The sequence below is a fragment of the Sphingomonas oligophenolica genome (assembly GCF_039522915.1).
Lineage (GTDB): Bacteria > Pseudomonadota > Alphaproteobacteria > Sphingomonadales > Sphingomonadaceae > Sphingomonas > Sphingomonas oligophenolica.
In genome coordinates this window covers 215,731-233,242 of sequence record NZ_BAAAEH010000047.1, presented here as the reverse complement: position 1 = coordinate 233,242, position 17,512 = coordinate 215,731, and the positions used below count along the sequence as shown (strand labels likewise).

General features: G+C 65.8%; 16 protein-coding genes, 1 tRNA gene and 1 riboswitch. Of the genes, 7 read left to right on the top strand and 10 right to left on the bottom strand.

What is annotated here, in order from left to right:
* Window positions 1-74 precede the first annotated feature (74 nt).
* Both ABD050_RS22485 and ABD050_RS22480 read left to right on the top strand, forming a co-directional pair.
* Complete coding sequence (locus tag ABD050_RS22485; protein WP_343891759.1) at window positions 75-1,079, top strand: alpha/beta hydrolase; 1,005 nt, start codon at window positions 75-77, stop codon at window positions 1,077-1,079.
* 29 nt (window positions 1,080-1,108) lie between these two features.
* Window positions 1,109-2,281 carry an acetyl-CoA C-acetyltransferase gene (locus tag ABD050_RS22480; RefSeq protein WP_343891758.1) on the top strand — a complete coding sequence of 391 codons (1,173 nt, stop codon included), beginning with the start codon at window positions 1,109-1,111 and terminating at the stop codon, window positions 2,279-2,281.
* Window positions 2,282-2,540: 259 nt separating this feature from the next.
* Here ABD050_RS22480 and alr read toward each other — a convergent pair whose 3' ends face one another.
* Together alr and ABD050_RS22470 are read right to left on the bottom strand one after the other, a co-directional pair.
* Window positions 2,541-3,569 (bottom strand): alanine racemase, encoded by a 1,029-nt coding sequence (gene alr, locus ABD050_RS22475; RefSeq protein WP_343891757.1) that lies wholly within the window; start codon window positions 3,567-3,569, stop codon window positions 2,541-2,543.
* Window positions 3,570-3,647: 78 nt separating this feature from the next.
* Entirely contained in the window at window positions 3,648-5,270 is a 1,623-nt protein-coding gene (locus ABD050_RS22470) for an MFS transporter (RefSeq protein ID WP_343891756.1), read from the bottom strand.
* A 124-nt stretch (window positions 5,271-5,394) separates the two neighbouring features.
* Between ABD050_RS22470 and ABD050_RS22465 the strand changes: the two genes are divergently transcribed.
* Window positions 5,395-5,985 carry an HD domain-containing protein gene (locus ABD050_RS22465; RefSeq protein WP_343891755.1) on the top strand — a complete coding sequence of 197 codons (591 nt, stop codon included), beginning with the start codon at window positions 5,395-5,397 and terminating at the stop codon, window positions 5,983-5,985.
* A 3-nt stretch (window positions 5,986-5,988) separates the two neighbouring features.
* Here ABD050_RS22465 and ABD050_RS22460 read toward each other — a convergent pair whose 3' ends face one another.
* The 4 genes from ABD050_RS22460 to ABD050_RS22445 are packed head-to-tail and all read right to left on the bottom strand — an operon-like array spanning window position 5,989 to window position 10,509.
* The gene (locus ABD050_RS22460; RefSeq protein ID WP_343891754.1) at window positions 5,989-6,774 is read right to left on the bottom strand and encodes an ABC transporter ATP-binding protein; all 786 of its coding nucleotides are present in this window, start codon (window positions 6,772-6,774) and stop codon (window positions 5,989-5,991) included.
* Complete coding sequence (locus ABD050_RS22455) at window positions 6,765-7,727, bottom strand: FecCD family ABC transporter permease (protein ID WP_343891753.1); 963 nt, start codon at window positions 7,725-7,727, stop codon at window positions 6,765-6,767. Before ABD050_RS22455 ends, ABD050_RS22460 begins: the two co-directional genes overlap by 10 nt.
* Entirely contained in the window at window positions 7,724-8,566 is an 843-nt protein-coding gene (locus ABD050_RS22450; RefSeq protein ID WP_343891752.1) for an ABC transporter substrate-binding protein, read from the bottom strand. The genes ABD050_RS22455 and ABD050_RS22450 overlap by 4 nt, the downstream gene beginning before the upstream one ends.
* Window positions 8,566-10,509, bottom strand: a complete 1,944-nt coding sequence (locus ABD050_RS22445; RefSeq protein ID WP_343891751.1) for a TonB-dependent receptor plug domain-containing protein — start codon at window positions 10,507-10,509, stop codon at window positions 8,566-8,568. The genes ABD050_RS22450 and ABD050_RS22445 overlap by 1 nt, the downstream gene beginning before the upstream one ends.
* A 126-nt stretch (window positions 10,510-10,635) precedes the next feature.
* Window positions 10,636-10,835: riboswitch (cobalamin riboswitch) on the bottom strand.
* A 90-nt stretch (window positions 10,836-10,925) separates the two neighbouring features.
* Between ABD050_RS22445 and ABD050_RS22440 the strand changes: the two genes are divergently transcribed.
* Entirely contained in the window at window positions 10,926-11,189 is a 264-nt protein-coding gene (locus ABD050_RS22440; RefSeq protein ID WP_343891750.1) for a hypothetical protein, read from the top strand.
* A 59-nt stretch (window positions 11,190-11,248) separates the two neighbouring features.
* Here the strand turns inward: ABD050_RS22440 and ABD050_RS22435 are convergent.
* Window positions 11,249-11,323: transfer RNA gene (locus tag ABD050_RS22435), tRNA-Val, on the bottom strand.
* Window positions 11,324-11,381: 58 nt separating this feature from the next.
* A complete protein-coding gene (gene cpdR, locus ABD050_RS22430) occupies window positions 11,382-11,759 on the bottom strand; it encodes a cell cycle two-component system response regulator CpdR (RefSeq protein WP_343891749.1) in 378 nt (125 codons plus the stop codon).
* Between the two features lie 110 nt (window positions 11,760-11,869).
* On the opposite strand from cpdR, the gene ABD050_RS22425 reads away from it, so the two are divergent.
* Window positions 11,870-12,727 carry an N-formylglutamate amidohydrolase gene (locus ABD050_RS22425; protein WP_343891748.1) on the top strand — a complete coding sequence of 286 codons (858 nt, stop codon included), beginning with the start codon at window positions 11,870-11,872 and terminating at the stop codon, window positions 12,725-12,727.
* Between the two features lie 332 nt (window positions 12,728-13,059).
* Here ABD050_RS22425 and ABD050_RS22420 read toward each other — a convergent pair whose 3' ends face one another.
* Both ABD050_RS22420 and ABD050_RS22415 read right to left on the bottom strand, forming a co-directional pair.
* The gene (locus ABD050_RS22420; RefSeq protein ID WP_343891747.1) at window positions 13,060-13,833 is read right to left on the bottom strand and encodes a SapC family protein; all 774 of its coding nucleotides are present in this window, start codon (window positions 13,831-13,833) and stop codon (window positions 13,060-13,062) included.
* A 57-nt stretch (window positions 13,834-13,890) separates the two neighbouring features.
* Complete coding sequence (locus ABD050_RS22415; protein WP_343891746.1) at window positions 13,891-15,342, bottom strand: FAD-binding oxidoreductase; 1,452 nt, start codon at window positions 15,340-15,342, stop codon at window positions 13,891-13,893.
* A gap of 117 nt (window positions 15,343-15,459) precedes the next feature.
* Here ABD050_RS22415 and ABD050_RS22410 point away from each other — a divergent pair, with 117 nt between their 5' ends.
* On the top strand, window positions 15,460-15,900 hold the full coding sequence (locus ABD050_RS22410; protein WP_343891745.1) for a hypothetical protein: 441 nt from the start codon (window positions 15,460-15,462) through the stop codon (window positions 15,898-15,900).
* Between the two features lie 122 nt (window positions 15,901-16,022).
* Window positions 16,023-17,507 carry a DEAD/DEAH box helicase gene (locus ABD050_RS22405; RefSeq protein WP_343891744.1) on the top strand — a complete coding sequence of 495 codons (1,485 nt, stop codon included), beginning with the start codon at window positions 16,023-16,025 and terminating at the stop codon, window positions 17,505-17,507.
* The last annotated feature ends 5 nt before the right edge of the window (window positions 17,508-17,512 follow it).

The following is a 17,512-nucleotide window of genomic DNA, read 5'->3' as shown; positions in this document are numbered from 1 at the left end:
TGGTTCATCCACCTGTAACACCCTTTATTGCCGCACCGCAACACGGACCGCGTCCGCTTCCGCTGTTCCTCGAGATGTTGCGCCGCGAGACCGCAGCATCGCCCGAGCAACGGGCTGCCGCTCTCGCGGGATTACGCGCCTATCAGGAGGCACCGCGCGGACGCCGGCGCCGGCTCGGGCCAGTGCGGTACCGCCGCGGCAGCGCGCGGTTGCGCGACTATGGCGCGAAGGGGGGGAGCGGCCGGCCGGTGATCTTCATCCCCTCACTGATCAACCCCCCCTTCATTCTCGATCTCGAACCCGACACCTCGTTGCTGAGGTGGCTGGCGGGTCGTGGCTTCCGCCCGATGCTGCTCGACTGGGGCACGCCCGAGCCCGGGATGCGCGACATGGACGTGACGGCACATGTCGAGCGCGTGTTGCTGCCGTTGATTGCGAGGCTCCCAGAGCCGCCCGTGCTCGCCGGATATTGCCTCGGCGGGACGATGGCGCTGGCAGCGGCATGCGCGGTGCCCGTGGCAGGCCTGGCGATGATCGCCGCGCCATGGCATTTCGGCGGCTTCGGCGCTGCAGCACGTGCTGATATCGCCGAGCTTTGGCGCACTGCACAACCGATCTGCGAGCAAATGGGGCTGGTGCCGATGGAAGTGCTGCAGACCGGCTTCTGGCGGCTCGACCCGGCCCGCACCATCGCCAAATATGTGACGTTCGCCGGCATGGCGCCGGGCAGCGCCGCCGCTGCCTCTTTCGTCGCGCTCGAGGACTGGGCCAATGCCGGCGCCCCGCTGACCTATGGCGCGGGAAGGCAATTGTTCGAGGACTTTATCGGTGGCGACATGACCGGGCGCGGCGCGTGGAGGGTCGGCGGGGCGATCGCCGATCCGGCGCGTCTTTCCTGCCCGGCGATTGATTTCGTGTCGCTGAGCGACCGGATCGTCCCCGCCGCCAGCGCCGCCAATCTGCCTGATCGCCGCGACCTCGGTGCGGGGCATGTCGGGATGATCGTCGGGCGCGGCGCACGGACGCAAACATGGGAGCCGCTGGCGGACTGGCTAAGCGCGCTCCCCACGCCTAGATAGGCCGCGAAATTCCAATTGGAGTCGAAATCATGGCCGACATCGTCATCACCGCCGCCAAGCGCACCCCCGTTGGCAGCTTTCTCGGCGCCTTCGCCGCGACGCCAGCGCATGAGCTCGGCCGGATCGCGATCGAGGCGGCGCTGGCCCAGGCCGGCGTCGAGGGCGGCGAAGTCTCCGAGGTGATCCTCGGCCAGGTGCTGACGGCGGCGCAGGGCCAGAACCCGGCGCGCCAGGCAGCGATGGCGGCCGGCATTCCGAAGGAGATCCCGGCCTGGGGCGTCAACCAGGTCTGCGGATCGGGCCTGCGCGCGGTTGCGCTCGCGGCACAGGCGATCGCGACCGGCGATTCGCGAATCGTCATCGCGGGCGGGCAGGAATCCATGTCGCTCTCGACGCATGCGCAGAATCTGCGCGGCGGCACCAAGATGGGCAATCTCTCGCTGGTCGATACGATGATCAGCGACGGGCTGACCGATGCCTTCAACAATTATCACATGGGCATCACCGCCGAGAATCTGGCCGAGCAATATCAGATCACCCGTGGCCAGCAGGACGAATTCTCGGTGCGCTCGCAAAACCTTGCCGAGGCGGCACGGTCGGCGGGCAGGTTCAAGGACGAGATCGCGCCGGTGACGATCAAGGGCCGCAAGGGCGACACGATCGTCGCCGACGACGAATATATCCGCAGCGGCGTGACGCTGGAGAGCATCTCGGGCGTGCGGCCCGCCTTCAAGAAGGACGGCACAGTGACCGCCGCCAACGCCTCCGGTCTGAACGACGGCGCCGCCGCGCTGGTGATCATGAGCCGCGAGGAAGCCGAGAAGCGGGGCAGCCCGATCCTGGCGCGGATCGCGAGCTGGGCCTCGGCCGGGGTCGACCCGTCGATCATGGGTATCGGCCCAGTCCCGGCGACTCGGCGCGCGCTGGAAAAGGCGGGCTGGACGCTGGCCGATCTCGACCTCATCGAAGCGAACGAAGCCTTCGCGGCACAGGCGCTCTCGGTCGGCAAGGAGCTCGGCTGGGATGCGAACAAGGTCAACGTCAATGGCGGCGCGATCGCCATCGGCCACCCGATCGGCGCGAGCGGCGCACGGGTGCTCACCACGTTGCTCTACGAGATGGCCCGGCGCGACGCGAAGAAGGGCCTGGCCACGCTCTGCATCGGCGGCGGCATGGGAATCGCGATGTGCGTCGAGCGGTAGGACCGTCTCCCCAGTTCTTATTCCGTATTTTTTATTTCGGGCTGATTTTCCCTGTTATGTTGGACTTTAGTTCCATATTTGCTGTGTAATATCAGTTACTTGATATGGAATTCCCTGTTATTTCGATAACAGGGAATTCTTGCGGCGTAACAGGGAATCCTTCGACCAAAGACGATGCGAGCGAAGCGACCCGAGGCGCATCAAGCGACTCGGTCAGTGGCGAACAATAGCAGCGCTCAGCTGGATTTGAATCGAGGGTTCAGTCAGTCCAGATCCGGTCGAACCGCGCGCCGAGGCTGGTCAGCAGCTCATATTGCGACATGTCGGACTGCAGCGCCGCTTTGGGCAGCGCATAATCGAGCGCAAGCCAGTCGCCTTCTGCGAGCTGAGGGGCGCCATCCACATCGACCGCGACCAGATCCATCGAGATGCGGCCGAGCACCGGTAATTCGCGCCCCTCGGCCAGGGCCGTGCCGCTATTCGAAAAACCACGGAAATATCCGTCGGCATAGCCGATATTGAGGATCGCAACCTCGGTATCGGCGGGCGCGGTGAAGGTCGCGTTATAGCCGATCGTCTGGCCGGCACGAACGGTGCGGCGCTGCAGGATCTGCGCTTCCGGTGTGACGACCTGATGGATCGCGCCGAGCTCGGGCGATGGAATGCCGCCATAGAGCGCGAGGCCGGGCCGGGTGAGATCAAAGGCATATTTCCTGCCAAGGCCGATGCCGGCCGAATTGGCGAGACTCATCCGTTTCGCGCCCGTCATGCCGAACAGCGCGGTAAAAGCGGCGAGTTGGCGATCATTCATCGCGACCTCCTCGTCGGCACAGGCGAGATGGCTCATCAGCGTCTCGATCGTGAGGCCGTCGAGCAGGCCGCTCGCCACATCCGCCGTGGAAAGGCCCAGCCGGTTCATGCCGGTATCGACCATCACATCACAGATGCCGCCGCCGGCCGCCTTCCAGCGCGCGACCTGGGCGGGGGTGTTGAGGACCGGCCGCGCGACGCCGCGCAATGCCGCCGCCATATCCTCCTCGCGAACGCCGTGCAGGACGGAGATCTGCACGCCGAGCGGTGCGAGCGCTTCGGCTTCGGCCCAGGTAGCGACGAAGAAATCACGACAGCCGGCCGCCGCGAGGCGCTCGACCACCGCTGCCGCGCCAAGGCCATAGCCATTTGCCTTGACCGCCGCGCCGCACGCTGCATCGCCGCTCATCGCAGCAAGGATGCGCCAGTTATGAGCGAGCGCTGCGCCATCAAGGCGAAGACGGAGAGGTGCGGTCATCCGACGGCGGTTAGCGATCCGCTCCCGACTCCGCTAGGGTCTGATCCGGAAAGACGGCACCAGCGAAGCTGACCCGAATCAATCAGCGCTTGCCGTACCGGGCCTGGTCTCGCGCAGGCCGACCGCGGTCACCACCAGCGCCATCGCGACGACGACCCATGTATACCAGAGGCCCGAATAGGGATTGCCAGTCTTGGCGACGATATACTGGCCGATCACCGGCAGGAAGCCGCCGAAATAACCAGTGCCGAGATGATAGGGGATCGACATGGAGCTGTAGCGGATGCGCGGCGGGAACATCTCGGCGAGCAATGCCGCTACGGGTCCGTAAGTAATGCCCGACAGGGCCGCGAGAGCCAATATGGCAGTAACGATCTTGAGGATGTCGAGCGGTGCCGGCACGACCTTGTCGAGATTGTAGCCAGCCTTGGCGAGCGCTGCATCCAGGCCCGCGGGACTTGCATCCTGGACCGGAACACCGCCGATCGAGACGACCGTAACTGGCGTCTGCCGCTTGGTATAGGCGACGCCCTTTTTCGAGAAATAGTCGAGCAGTCGGCCGCACTCATCGGCCTGCTTCGTCAAAATAGGGTTGTATTCGCATAAGGGCCCGGAGACGACCACCGGGGCGTGCCGGGCGGCGGCCGACAGAGCGGGGTTGGCCGCGCTGCCCATCATCCAGAAGATCGGGAAGAGCAGTACGAGAGTCATCGCATAGCCGAGGATGATCGGCGTCTTGCGGCCGACCTTGTCCGAGAGCCGCCCGAAATAGATGAACCAGAAAATCCCTGCGGTTGCGCCCACGCCGGTAATGAGCTGCGCGGTGGTCTCCTCGACGCGCATCGTCGTCTGAAGGAAGGAGAGGACGCTGAACATCGCCGTGTACCAGATCACCGTCAGCCCCGCGGCGATGCCGAACAGCGCGACGAACAGGCGGCGCAGATTGCCGGGATAGGTGAAACTCTCGGTGAAGGGGTTTCTCGCCGTTTCGCCGGCTTCCTTCATTTCCTTGAAGACCGGGCTTTCGGAGAGTTTGAGACGCATCCACAGCGACACCCCCAGCAGCAGCAGGGAGAAGACGAAGGGGAAGCGCCAGCCCCAGTCGTTCCAGACCTCCTTCGGCATCAGGAACTTGGTGAGCAGCACGACGAGCAGGCTGAGGATGAAACCGCCGCCGACGCTGGCCTGGATGAAGCTGGTATAATAGCCGCTCTTGCCCGGCGGCGAATGCTCGGCGACGTAGATCGCCGCCCCGCCATATTCGCCGCCCAGCGCCAGGCCCTGAAGGATGCGCAGCCCGATGACGATGAAGGGCGCGGCAAGCCCGATCGTCGCTGCCGAAGGCACGAGCCCGACCCCGGCTGTGGCGATGCCCATCAGCGTGATGGTGACGAGGAACGTATATTTGCGACCCAGCTTGTCGCCGAGGAAGCCGAACAGCACCGCGCCCAAGGGCCGGAAGCCGAAGCCAACGGCGAAAACCGCCCAGGCAGCCAGCGTCTGCACCACCTCGTTGCCGGCGGGGAAGAAGGCGCGGCCGATGATCCCCGAGGCGGCCAGCGTGCCGTAGATGAAGAAATCATACCATTCGAAGATCGTGCCCAGCGCCGACGCAGTGATGACGAGCTGGATTTCCTTGCGGCTCGGCTCGGGGCGCGTGCCCGGGCCGGGTGCGATATCGTTGGCCGCGATCGTCGCCATGCTGCTTCTCCCCTTTGGGCGAGGTTTAGCGGGATTGATGGGGGCGGCAAGATGATCCGAAAAGAGGATCGCTCCCCTGCCGGCCTTGCTCCATAACCGGCGGCACGGCAGTGAGAAAGGTGACATGCTCGACGAAACATTGCTCGACGAAATACGGCGCCTTCATTCCGGGCCTGATCGTGGCTATCACAGCTGGAGTCACCCGGTCGCTCTCCTGGCGCTCCATGCGGAGGTGGAGCGCTTCCTGCACGACCCGGATGCAGTGCGATACGCCATCCTCCTTCATGACGCGATCTATGAGCCGCGCCGGGCGGACAATGAAAGCCGCAGCGCTGCGCTAGCGGAACGGATGCTGAAAGGCATAGTGCCCGACAATATTCTCGATCGTACGATACGCTTGATCGAGGCGACCGCACGCCATGCCATACCAGCCGGCCTTTCGGCCGACGAGGCAGCCGATATGGCCCTGTTTCTCGATATGGACCTGTCGATCCTCGGCGCTCCCCCGGTTGATTTCGATGCGTACGAAGCGGGCGTGCGGCACGAATATCGCGAGGTTCCAGACGCAGCCTTTCGCCTTGGGCGCGCCACTATTCTGGAGGGATTCCTGGCTCGCGACACTCTCTATTTCTCCGATTGGGGTCGCGCCCGATTCGAGGCGGCCGCGCGCGAGAATCTCAAGCGATCGGTGGCGGCATTGAGAGGCGGCGCATAACGATCAGGCCGTCGCGAGCGCCCGACCGATGGGCGTGCAAACCAATCCGCCACCCGTGTTTCGCTGCACGCTAACTTCGACTCCGAATGCCGCGCGCAAATTGTCAGGCGTCATCACCGCCGCGGCTTCCCCGCTCGTCAGCACCCTGCCCTCCTTGAGCAGCAACACATCGTCAGCCACGCGCCCGGCATGAAGCAGGTCGTGCAGCACGATCGCCACGCCGCGGCCCTGCCGCGCCACTTCCTGAAGCCGGTCGAGGATGTCGAACTGGTGCCGGGGATCGAGCCCGGCGAGCGGCTCGTCGGCGAGAAGCCAGTCGGGTTCTCCGGCCAGGACTCGGGCGAGCAGCACACGCGCGCGTTCGCCGCCCGATAGCTCGTTGACCGGCCGGTCAGCGAGATGGGCGGTCTCGGTAGCGGCCATTGCCCGCGTCACAGCGTCGAGATCATGCTGCCCGGGAGCGGCAAAGGGCGCCCGGTGCGGCAGGCGGCCGAGGGCTACGACCTCGGATGTAGCGATATTCCAATGAACGCCCGCATTTTGCGGGAGATAGCCGATCCGCCGGGCGCGCTCCCGGGGATCAAGCGTAGCGACATTCCGATCGCCCAGGCGGACCGTGCCGGTTGCAGGCGCGATCAGCGCGGCGGCTGTCCTGAGCAGAGTGGACTTGCCAGCGCCATTGGGGCCGAGGATCGCAGTGACACGGCCGGGGCGAAGGATGACGCTGATGCCGTCGAGCACGCGGCGACGGGACAGGGTCACACCAAGGTCATCAAGTGTCAGCTCCATGCCGCGCGTCCCTTCAGCAAAAGCATTAGGAAGAAGGGCGCGCCGAGCAGCGCCATCGCGACACCGAGCCTCACCTCGCCCGCGCCCGGAGCAAGGCGGCACAGGCTGTCAGCGGTCAGAACCAACGCCGCGCCGCCGAGCGCGCTCGGCAGCAGCAGCGAGGAGGGGCGGTGGCCGAAGAACGGGCGGAGCAGATGCGGGACGACGAGGCCGACAAAGCCGACCACGCCGGTCACCGCGACACTGGCGCCGATGGTGAGGCCGGTGCCGAGCACCACCAGTGCCTGAAGCCGCCCGAGACGGATGCCGAGCGAGCGGGCCGCTTCCTCGCCCAGGGTCAGCGCGTCAAGCGACGGGCCGGTCAGGAACAGGAGCCCGGCACCCACCGCCATGAACGGGAGCGCAGTGCGGACATCGTCGAGGCTGCGATCAGTGAGCGCGCCCATCAGCCAGTCGATCACTTCAGCCACCGCATAGGGGTTGGGCGCGATCGAGATGAGGAAAGCGGTCAGCGCGCCGGCAAGGCTGGCCAGGACGGTGCCCGCGAGGATGAACTGAACCGGGCTCGGGCTTCGCCAGGTCAGGGCCGCGAGCAGCGTCATCGAGCCGGCCGCCGCTGCCATCGCGCAGGCGAACAGGGCCAGCGGGTTGCCAGCGATGCCGAGCACGATCGCAGCGACCGCGCCGAGGGCCGCGCTTGACGAGACGCCGACCACGGCGGGATCGGCGAGCGGATTGCGGAGATAGCCCTGCAGCACCGCGCCCGAGAGGCCGAGCACGGCGCCGATGCTCAGGCCGAGGATCGCGCGGGGAAGGCGCAATTCGATGATGATCGCGAAACGCGGGTCAGGGGAGAACCAGGCGAGCGGGGGAACCCAGGCCTTGCCGGCGATCAGCGAGAAAGCGAAAGCGAGGATCACAAGCAGGATCAGCAAAGCGAGGTTGCGCTTCATGATGCGACCTGCCGCCGGATTGCCGCGAGGCGAGTGACGGCGGGAATGATCGTCGGACCGCCGCAATTGACCAGCGTGCGGGGGAATTCGGCTTCGACCGTCCCGGCACCGGTCGCTGCGAGGACACGGGTACGGAGTGCCGCGGTGCGCGAGGCGTCAGGCGTGAGGATGATGCGGGGCGGGTGCGCAGCGATGGTCTCGATCGGCAGCGTGCCGGTAAAGGCAAGGCCGTAATCGGCTGCAGCGTTACGGAAACCGGCGCGCACGAGGAGTTCGTCGAGGAGCGTGCCCGACCCGTTGGCGAGGCTGCCGCCGATGAACAGTAGGGCTGAGGGGTTCCCTTTTTCCTTCGCTGGTCTTCGCCGGGGAATGGCCAGGGAGAGCGCGCGGTCGATCCGGGCATTGAGCACCCTGCCCCGCGCGTCCTCCCCTACCGCCTTCGCAACCTGCATGATCTGCGCCTTGCTCGCCTCGATCGTCGTCGGGGAATCGAGGAGAAGGGTCTTCAACCCGGCCCGTTCATAGGCGTTGCGGGTGCTTGCGGGCGTGAAGCTGCTCGTTACAACCAGATCGGGGTCGAGCGCTATCACTTCCTCGGCGGTGCCCGCAGTGGTGGCGAAGCGGTTTGCCACTCCCAACGGGATCGACGTCGCGGCTGGGTCCTGCGAATAATGGCTGATCGCGGCGATCCGTTCGGGCGACACGAGCTCGACAAGCATCGCGTCAGCGCAAGGGTTGGTCGAGACGATCCTGACAGGCAGCGCCCCGCCGCCGGCGCGCGGCTTTGCCGGGGCAGCGCACCCGGCGAGCAGCAGCACCAGCGGCAGGGCGGCGCGCATCAGTTCAGCTTCACACGGATGCCGCCATAGGCGGTCCGGCCATAGGTGCCGTAATCGGCAACGGTCTGGTATTTTTCGTCGAACACATTCTCCACCCGGCCATAGAGAACGAGGTGATCGCCAATCGGCATTTCGGCGCGCAGGCCCGCCAGCGCATAACCGTCGAGGCGCCTGCTATTGCCGGCATCGTCGAAGCTGTCGCCGACATGACTGATCGTGCCGCCCACCGACAGGCCGAAGGGCAGACGATAGTCAGCTGACACGCTGACCGTCTCCTTGGGGCGACGGGCGAGATCCTTGCCGAAATTGGCGCCGGGGGAGCGGTTGACGCTGTCGATATAGCTGAAGTTGCCGGTGACCGTGACAGCCTCGATCGGGTGTAGCGCCAGTTCGAACTCGACACCTTGGGCGCGGGTACGCTCGATATTGTCATAAGTGCCATAAGGGCGGTGGAAGCAGATCGTATCGGGGTTGGTCACATCGGCGGGGTCGCAGGGCCTGAAGTCGATCTGATTGGTCGTGTCGCGGTGGAACCAGGTCACGCCCACAGTGGCGCGTCCGTCGAGAAACTTCTGCTCCACACCGAGATCATAGCTCCGCGCCGTTTCGGGGTGCAGATGACCGGTGCCATAGTCGCTGAAGCGCTGGTACAGGGTCGGCGCCTTGAATCCCTCGGCATAGCTGGCGCGAAGCGTCGTGCCTTCGTGGAGCGCGAGCGCTGCGTTGGCACCGACGCTGGTATGGCCGCCGAAATCGCGATTATCGTCATGGCGGACACCACCGGTGACAGTGAGTTCCTCGATCGGCGTGACGATCGCTTCGCCATAGAAGCTGGTGATCCCGCTCCGGTGAGTCAGCGAGCCGTCATAATAGCTGCTGTCCTCATGCTCGGCGCCGGCGACGAGGCGGAGCTGATCCGATAGCTTGAAATCGCCCTGATATTCGTAGCGCTCGCTCCGGCCGCGGCCGAAGAAACTGGGCGCTGACCCATAAGCCGGATCATAATTGTCGCGGTTGATGTCGGCGATGGTGAAGGCGACGCGGTTGCGGAAGCGGCCGTCGATCAGGTTCGCATGGAGACCGGCATAGCCGTAGATCTCTTGCGCGGTCGAATATTCGGCGTCGTCGGCAAGGCTGTAGTCGGGTGGCGGGAAGCCATCGAGATCGACCTTGCTGTGGGCATAATAGGCACGCAGATCGAGGCCGATATCATCAGTGAAGGCAATGCCCACGCTGCCGGTTGCGCCATACTGCCTGTAGCCGTCGGGCTCGGCCCCACTGGCGGCCGCTGAGATGCCGTCGGTGCGCAGATAGCCGCCGGTCAGCGCGGCGGTGACGGCGCCGGCACCGCCCGACACGCCGGCGGTAGCGAACAGGCTGTTGTGCGACCCATATTCGGCGCTGGCGCGGCCCTGCAGGCCCTGGGTCGGCGTCACGGTGGTGATGTTGACGACACCGCCGATCGCCTGGCTGCCCCACGGCACCGAGTTCGGCCCGCGCAGCACTTCGATCCGCTCGACCGAGCCGGCAAGGAGATTGCCGAAGTCGAACGCGCCGCCCGGCGAGGAAGGATCATTGACGCGGACGCCGTCGATGATCGTCAGCGTCTGCTCGCCCTCCGCGCCGCGGATGCGCAGCGCCGTGACGGTACCGATGCCGCCGTTGCGCGAAACGGTAACGCCCGGTGTGGTGGTGAGCAGGTCGGAGATAGAAACTGTCTGGCGGCGCTCGATCTCGTCGCGGGTGATGACGGTCACGGCCTGGCCGATCTGGTCGGGCTGCTGCGCGACGCCGGCGGCGACGATGATATCGGGGATCGCGCGCCAGTCGGCGACGACAATGGAATTGTCATCGGCAGCGACTGATGGCGCCGTCTGCGCATGGGCGCTGGTCGCGGCGAGCAGTGCCGCCGTGGCGAGAAGACAGGTACGGTATTCGATCATGGCATTGCCCCTTCACATGGGGCCGAGGGATTGAGCGCGCCTTCACGACACCCGGCCCCGACGGCCCGGTTCATGTCGTTCACTCGAGGTAACGCCCTCGTCCGCCCGGTGCATCCCGCCCGCGCGATGGATCGACCGTGGCGGGCAGGTCTCCTGGCTTCCGGGTCTTCGTCGAGCGCTCCGCCTTCCCGGGCGCGAACCCAGTGGCAATATGAAGCGCCGGCTATCCGGTCACAGTTGCGGGAGCAGCACCGGTTTTGCGGAAGGGCCCGCGCACCGATTTCCCTATTGATCCCGTCTCCGGGACCCGTCACGCCCGCGGCCTTACCGATGCCATTAGCCGGGCGCAAGACGGCGAGACGGACGCTCGGAACTGAAAGAGGCGGTGCGCGTTTGAGTTTCTGATGGGGGCTGAAATGATCAGGTCACTTATCCCGACTCACAAACCCACGATCAAACCGAGCTCGCATACGATGCTCGAGCAGCGGGAGCGGCTGGAAGAAATCGCCGCTGCCTATGCAAGGGAACCGCTTGTCCCCAGCGAAGAGGAACTCGATTCGCTGACGAGCGAAGCGATCGGCGAATGGCGGCTGCAGGACGCCACCTTCTGGCAGCGTGTGAAGTTTCGCGCGCGCATGATCCGTGCGGTCGAGCAGGGCAAGAAGCGGCGGCCGCATTAGGATCGCGCCGGAGCCGGAAAAAAGCCCGCGAAGTCTGCTGACTTCACGGGCTTTTTAAATGGTGGGCGTGGCAAGGATTGAACTTGCGACCCCTGCGATGTCAACACAGTGCTCTACCACTGAGCTACACGCCCACGCGAGTTGGGCGCTCTAGCGAGGGATGTCCGACCACGCAAGCGCCAGCAGCCGAAATCAGGCGCCGCGCGTCATATTCTCCATTTCGAACATGCGATCGACCTCCATCACGAGGTCGCGCAGATGGAAAGGCTTGGAGAGAACGCGCGCCTGGGGAACCGTCTTGCCCGCCTTGAGCGTGACCGCGGCGAAGCCGGTGATGAACATGACACGCAGATCGGGACACATCTCGCCGGCCTTCTGGGCGAGTTCGATCCCATCCATCTCGGGCATGACGATATCGGTGAGAAGCAGATCGAACGGCTCGCTCTCGAGCAGCGGAATCGCCGCGGTGCCGCGATCGACTGCGCTGACGGCATAGCCCGAGCGTTCGAGAGCACGAGTCAGATATTCGCGCATCACTCGATCGTCTTCGGCCAGCAATATCCTGATCATCGCGTCCTGCTCACATTGCCCCGGCTGTTTATGCGCAAAGGGCTTAAGATTTTCCAGCAATGCTTTGCCCCGATTGCGATGAACCACACCACCGCCTAGGTTATCGGGCAATGGCCGATATCGCCCTTTCCTTCGATCGATATGGCGACGTCGAGCCGGCGAGCCCGGTCGTGCTGTCAGTGCCGCATGCGGGGCGCGATTACCCGCTGGTGCTCCGCGCTGCGCTCCGCGTGCCGGTTGCAGCGCTGCTGCCGCTCGAGGACCGGCACGTCGATACGTTGGCGCTGGCGGCGCATGGCCGCGAGACCATGTTCGTGCAGCGCGTGGCCCGTGCCTGGATCGACCTCAATCGCGGCGAGCGGGAGCGCGATCCCGGCATCGATGACGGCGCGAACCGGCAGGCGATGCCGATCATGTCAGCCAAGTTGCGCGGCGGGCTCGGCCTGGTGCCGCGCCGCGTTTCGGGCGTGGGCGAGATCTGGCAGCGGCGCTTCGAGGGCGAGGAGGTCACGGCGCGGATCGTCCAGGATCATCGACCCTATCACGCCGCGCTCGCCGACGCGCTGGCGCGAGCGCGAGCGCGCTTCGGCGTGGCGGTGCTACTCGATCTTCATTCGATGCCATCGATCGCCCCCGGGGAAGGCGCGGCCGGGATCGTGCTGGGCGACCGGTTCGGGCGATCGGCCGCTGCCCGATTCGTTCACCGGCTCGAGACCGAGTGCATGGCGGCGGGTATCGCCTGCGCGCTCAACGCGCCTTATGCCGGTGGCCATATCCTCGATGCGCAGGCGAACCCGGCGGCGGGTATTCACGCGATCCAGATCGAGATCGACCGCGCTCTCTATCTCGATGCCGCACTCGACCGGCCTGGTGACGGGCTGGCGGCAACGGCAAGCCTGTTGCGGCGGATGATCGATGCGGTCGTCGACGAGGCGCTGGCCGCGCCGGCCGCCATAGCAGCCGAATAGCCTGCTCCAATAAAAAAACCACCGCGTGCAATGCAGCACGCGGTGGCCAAGGTTCAGGGAGGAGATGCACCCGAAGGTGCATCGCACGGCCCCGCGAAAGGGGGGACACGAAGCCGCGCAACACCGATATAGGTGGCTGGTTTCAGGCCTTCAAGGGCCAAATTGAGCCGCTTTGAATATGCCTTGGCGAAGGGCCACCAAAGCGGGCGCAAATCGAATTGCGCAGCACCAAGCGATGCCGCAGCGCCGCAGCGCCGAAGCGATGGGAATCAGCACCGCAATCGCCCTTTATGTGGACGATCGCGGTGCGCCTGTCAGGTCAAAGCCCGATATCAGTTGACCGGCTGGGGCAGCGGCACCAGGCCGAGCTGCATCTGCCGGCTGAAGATCTCGCGCATCAGCGAGATCGAGAAGAGATGTGCGTAGAGCATCGGCAGCATGCCGTTCTTGTGGATCTTGCGCAGCTGATCGCCGCGAAGTTCGCTCAGCTTCTCTTCGTTGACGATCTGGAAGCCGCGATAGACGAATGGCTGTTCGACGCCCTCGGTCGTGATCGTCGTCTCGCCCGGCATCAGCAGATCGAGTTCCTTCAGGTCGCGCATGAACTGGCTGGTGCGGGCGCCGGCCTGCTCGAACGATTCGTTGAATTCGAGGATGCTCTTCGTGACCGCGCTCGGCTGGCCCTCCTCGAAAAGCGGCTGGCCTTCCTCGCTGGCGCCGATGCCCTCAGCAGTCGGATCGAAACAGAGCGAGAGCTCCTGCGCGCCGGGGGCGAGCCGTGCCAGCATGAAGGGATAGCGGCGGATATAGGCCGGGATGTACATCTCGTTCTCGGTCAGCGTGCCGTCAGCGGCGACGAAGACGTTGACGCCCTCGTTCAGACCCATCAGCGCAAGCGGAACCGGATCGTCCCCTTCCGTAAAGACGATCGGCAGGCGACGCTGGACCAGCGCGAACTCATCGACCGTGATCGGAATGGCGTGCTGCCCGACCAGGAATTTGGCGTGGGTGAGCTGGCGCATCTTGAAGGCGGCATGCGCCTCGCTCGAAAGCGGCTCGAGCGCCTGGTAGAACAAGGGAAGCTGCTGCTGCGGCGCGCTGGCCATCGAAAACTCTCCATTGCAACAAAGTGACGGCTTATGCGTGCCGGACGGCGCCCGGCTCTATGGCGCCAGCGGCGCTGGCGCAAGCGCAACGAGCTTGCCGGGGTTCATCAGTGCATGAGGATCGAACGCCGCCTTGATCGCGCGGAGCGCCGCCATCCGCGCCGGCGAGGAGAGGCGCTCGAGTTCCGCGAGCTTCATCTGGCCGATGCCGTGCTCCGCAGAAATCGATCCGCCAGCCGCGACGACGAGGTCATTGACGAAGCGGGTGATGACCGGGCCTTCCTCAGCATACCAGCGCTGAGGATCGATGCCGCGCGGCGCGCGGACATGGAAATGGACGTTGCCGTCGCCGAGATGCCCGAAGCCGGAGGCGCGGGTGCCGGGAAAGCGCTCCTCGCACGCCGCCGCCGCCTCGACCATGAAGCGCGGCATGCCGGCGACCGGGACCGAGACATCATGCTGCATCGCCGGCCCGTCAGCGCGCTCGGCTTCGGAGATCGAATGGCGGATCCGCCAGAAGGACTCGGCCTGCGCTTCGCTCGCGGCGATCACCGCATCCGCCACCTGACCGTCGGCAAGCGCTGGGGCGAGCAGGCGTTCCAGGAGCTCGACGGGCGATTCGGCGTCGGCCGGATCGTCAGTGACCGCCTCGATCAGCACGTGCCATTCATGGGCCGACTCGAGCGGGGCGCGGGTGCCGGGGATGTGCTTGAGCACGAGCGCGAGCGTTGCGTCGGGAATGATCTCGAAACTCTCGATCCGGTCAGTGCCGCCCTCGAGCCGGCGCAGCAGCGCGAGCGCCGTCTCGGGGTCAGCCAGGCCCACCCAGGCGACCGCCCGCCCGGTGATCGCCGGCACGAGTCGGAGCGTCGCGGCAGTGACGACGCCGAGCGTGCCCTCGGCGCCGATCAGCAGCTGATTGAGATCATAGCCGCGATTGTCCTTCTTCAGCGCCGCGAGGCCATCATGGACGCTGCCATCAGGCAACACCGCCTCGATCCCGGCGATCAGGCTGCGCATCGTGCCGAAGCGCAGCACCTGCGTGCCGCCGGCATTGGTCGAGGCGAGCCCGCCAATGGTGGCACTTCCGCGCGCGCCGAGCGTCAGCGGGAAGCGCATGCCCTGCGCCTCGGCCGCCGCATGGAGATCGGCCAGGATCACCCCGGCCTCGGCGATGGCAAGGCCATCCTCGGGCCGGATCGAACGGATCCGGTTCATGCGCCGCAGCGACAGGATCAGCGCCGAGCCGTCGGCCGGAGGGGTCGCGCCGCCGACCATGCCGGTATTGCCGCCCTGCGGCACCAGCGGGACGCGCGCCGCGTGCGCCAGCGCGAGGATGGTCGCGACGCCTTCCCGGCTGTCCGGCGCCAGGATGGCGGAGGCGGTGCCGTGATAGCGGCCACGCCAGTCATCCAGCCAGGGGGCGATCTCGGTAGGATCAGTGATCACCGCCTTCGGTCCCAGCGCGGCGCGGACGGAATCGATCAGCTCGGATATTGCGGGCGTCATGACTGCGCCTCTATCATGCGGGGGACAAGGAGCCAATTTCTTGAACCACTACCCGGGGGGCCAGTTCATCGACTGTTCAAGCATTGAAGTTAACGGCTGGAAGATATGTCCCAGGCGATGATTCCTGCCCTGATCCTGCTCGCCCTTGTGCCGGGGGCGTCGGCCGAGGAATCGCGCGTCGACCGGGTCGAGGTCGCGCAAGTGATCTTCCATCAGCGGATCATCATCCGGATTCCGCGCCTGCCCTTCACCCACCCGCCGGTCGAGGCCTCGCAGCCGGTCCGCTGGGTCGAGAAGAAGGGGCCGAAATGCGTGGCGCTGGGGGAGATAGCCGGCGCGACGATCACCGCGGCGAACAGCGTTGATCTGATCGTCGAAGACGACAAGCGGATTCGCGCCAAGCTCGACGATGACTGTCCGTCTCTCGACTATTATTCCGGCCTGTATCTGAAAGCCACGCCCGACGGGATGATCTGCGCCGACCGCGACGCAGTGCGGACCCGATCCGGCGGCTCGTGCGGGATCGACGAGTTCAAACGGCTCGTCGCGAAGCATTGACCGGCCAATTTGCGTCGCGCCGACCGTCCCGATCGCCCTTTACCTTGACATTCGCCCCCTGATCGGCAAGCGCTTCGGAGGCTGGCCGAGCGTTTTGACGAGGCCCCTTTTCCGGACACCGCATGACATTCGCCGACCTCGGCCTATCCGACGAACTTCTGAAAGCCGTGAGCGAGTCCGGCTATACCGAGCCGACTCCAATTCAGGCGAGCGCGATCCCGAGCGTGCTAATGATGCGCGACATTGTCGCCGTCGCCCAGACCGGCACCGGCAAGACCGCCGCCTTCGTGCTGCCGATGATCGACATTCTCGGCGAGGGCCGCAGCCGCGCGCGGATGCCGCGATCACTGATCCTCGAGCCGACGCGCGAGCTTGCGGCCCAGGTCGCTGAAAATTTCGAGAAATACGGCAAGTACCACAAGCTCTCGATGGCATTGCTGATCGGCGGCGTTTCGATGGGCGACCAGCAAAAGGCGCTCGAAAAGGGCGTCGACGTGCTGATCGCGACGCCCGGCCGGCTGATGGACCTGTTCGGACGCGGCAAGATCCTGCTCACCGGCTGCAATCTGCTGGTGATCGACGAGGCCGACCGGATGCTCGACATGGGGTTCATCCCCGACATCGAGGAAATCTGCACCAAGCTGCCCAAGCAGCGCCAGACCCTGCTCTTCTCGGCGACGATGCCGCCGCCGATCAAGAAGCTGGCCGACAAGTTCCTCAGCAACCCCAAGACGATCGAGGTTGCGCGACCGGCGACCGCGAACATCAACATCAAGCAGTGGCTGGTGCCGGTTTCGGCCTCGAAGAAGCGCGAGAAGCTGACCGAACTGCTCCGCGCCGAGGATGTGAAGACGGCGATCATCTTCTCCAACCGCAAGACCACGGTCCGTGATCTCAACAAGGCGCTGCAACGCCAGGGCTTCCGCTCGAGCGAGATCCATGGCGACATGGAGCAATCGCAGCGGATTGCCGAGCTCGACCGGTTCAAGGCGGGCGATGTGAACATCCTGGTGGCATCCGACGTCGCGGCGCGCGGGCTCGACATCAAGGGCGTCAGCCACGTCTTCAATTTCGACGCCCCCTGGCATCCGGACGATTATATCCACCGCATCGGCCGCACCGGCCGGGCAGGCGCGACCGGCGTCGCCTTCACCCTGGTGACGCCCGACGACGCCGAGAATGTGCAGAATATCGAGAAGCTGACCGGCATCCGGATCGATCGCTGGGAAAATGCGGAGGATGCCCCCCGAGCTGAGCCAGCGGCACGGGCCGGGCGCGGCGGGCGGGCCAAGCCCGCCGCCAAGGCGAAACCGGCGGCGACAGAAGCGCGCGACGAGCCCGGAGCGGTTGCCGAGGCGCCCAAGGCGGAGCGCCCTGCCCGCGCCCCGCGCACCCCGCGCGAGGCTCGAGCCCCGCGCGAGGACCGCCCGGCGCGCGAGGACCGTGCGCCACGCGAGGAGCGGGCCCCTCGCCCCGAGCGCGACAGTCGACCGCCGCGGGATGAGCGCCCGGCGCGGGCGCCGCGTCCGCAACAGGATGACGGGCCCGACGATGGCTGGAACGGACCATTGCCCGACTTCCTGATGGCGAAGCTGACCATCGAATAGGGCCC

Excerpts from the sequence above, each read along its gene's own strand:
- ABD050_RS22485 (WP_343891759.1), top strand. The coding sequence starts at position 75 with ATGTTGCGCCGCGAGACCGCAGCATCGCCCGAGCAACGGGCTGCCGCT.
- ABD050_RS22480 (WP_343891758.1), top strand. The coding sequence starts at position 1,109 with ATGGCCGACATCGTCATCACCGCCGCCAAGCGCACCCCCGTTGGCAGC.
- alr (WP_343891757.1), bottom strand. The coding sequence starts at position 3,569 with ATGACCGCACCTCTCCGTCTTCGCCTTGATGGCGCAGCGCTCGCTCAT.
- ABD050_RS22470 (WP_343891756.1), bottom strand. The coding sequence starts at position 5,270 with ATGGCGACGATCGCGGCCAACGATATCGCACCCGGCCCGGGCACGCGC.
- ABD050_RS22465 (WP_343891755.1), top strand. The coding sequence starts at position 5,395 with ATGCTCGACGAAACATTGCTCGACGAAATACGGCGCCTTCATTCCGGG.
- ABD050_RS22460 (WP_343891754.1), bottom strand. The coding sequence starts at position 6,774 with ATGGAGCTGACACTTGATGACCTTGGTGTGACCCTGTCCCGTCGCCGC.
- ABD050_RS22455 (WP_343891753.1), bottom strand. The coding sequence starts at position 7,727 with ATGAAGCGCAACCTCGCTTTGCTGATCCTGCTTGTGATCCTCGCTTTC.
- ABD050_RS22450 (WP_343891752.1), bottom strand. The coding sequence starts at position 8,566 with ATGCGCGCCGCCCTGCCGCTGGTGCTGCTGCTCGCCGGGTGCGCTGCC.
- ABD050_RS22445 (WP_343891751.1), bottom strand. The coding sequence starts at position 10,509 with ATGATCGAATACCGTACCTGTCTTCTCGCCACGGCGGCACTGCTCGCC.
- ABD050_RS22440 (WP_343891750.1), top strand. The coding sequence starts at position 10,926 with ATGATCAGGTCACTTATCCCGACTCACAAACCCACGATCAAACCGAGC.
- cpdR (WP_343891749.1), bottom strand. The coding sequence starts at position 11,759 with ATGATCAGGATATTGCTGGCCGAAGACGATCGAGTGATGCGCGAATAT.
- ABD050_RS22425 (WP_343891748.1), top strand. The coding sequence starts at position 11,870 with ATGGCCGATATCGCCCTTTCCTTCGATCGATATGGCGACGTCGAGCCG.
- ABD050_RS22420 (WP_343891747.1), bottom strand. The coding sequence starts at position 13,833 with ATGGCCAGCGCGCCGCAGCAGCAGCTTCCCTTGTTCTACCAGGCGCTC.
- ABD050_RS22415 (WP_343891746.1), bottom strand. The coding sequence starts at position 15,342 with ATGACGCCCGCAATATCCGAGCTGATCGATTCCGTCCGCGCCGCGCTG.
- ABD050_RS22410 (WP_343891745.1), top strand. The coding sequence starts at position 15,460 with ATGATTCCTGCCCTGATCCTGCTCGCCCTTGTGCCGGGGGCGTCGGCC.
- ABD050_RS22405 (WP_343891744.1), top strand. The coding sequence starts at position 16,023 with ATGACATTCGCCGACCTCGGCCTATCCGACGAACTTCTGAAAGCCGTG.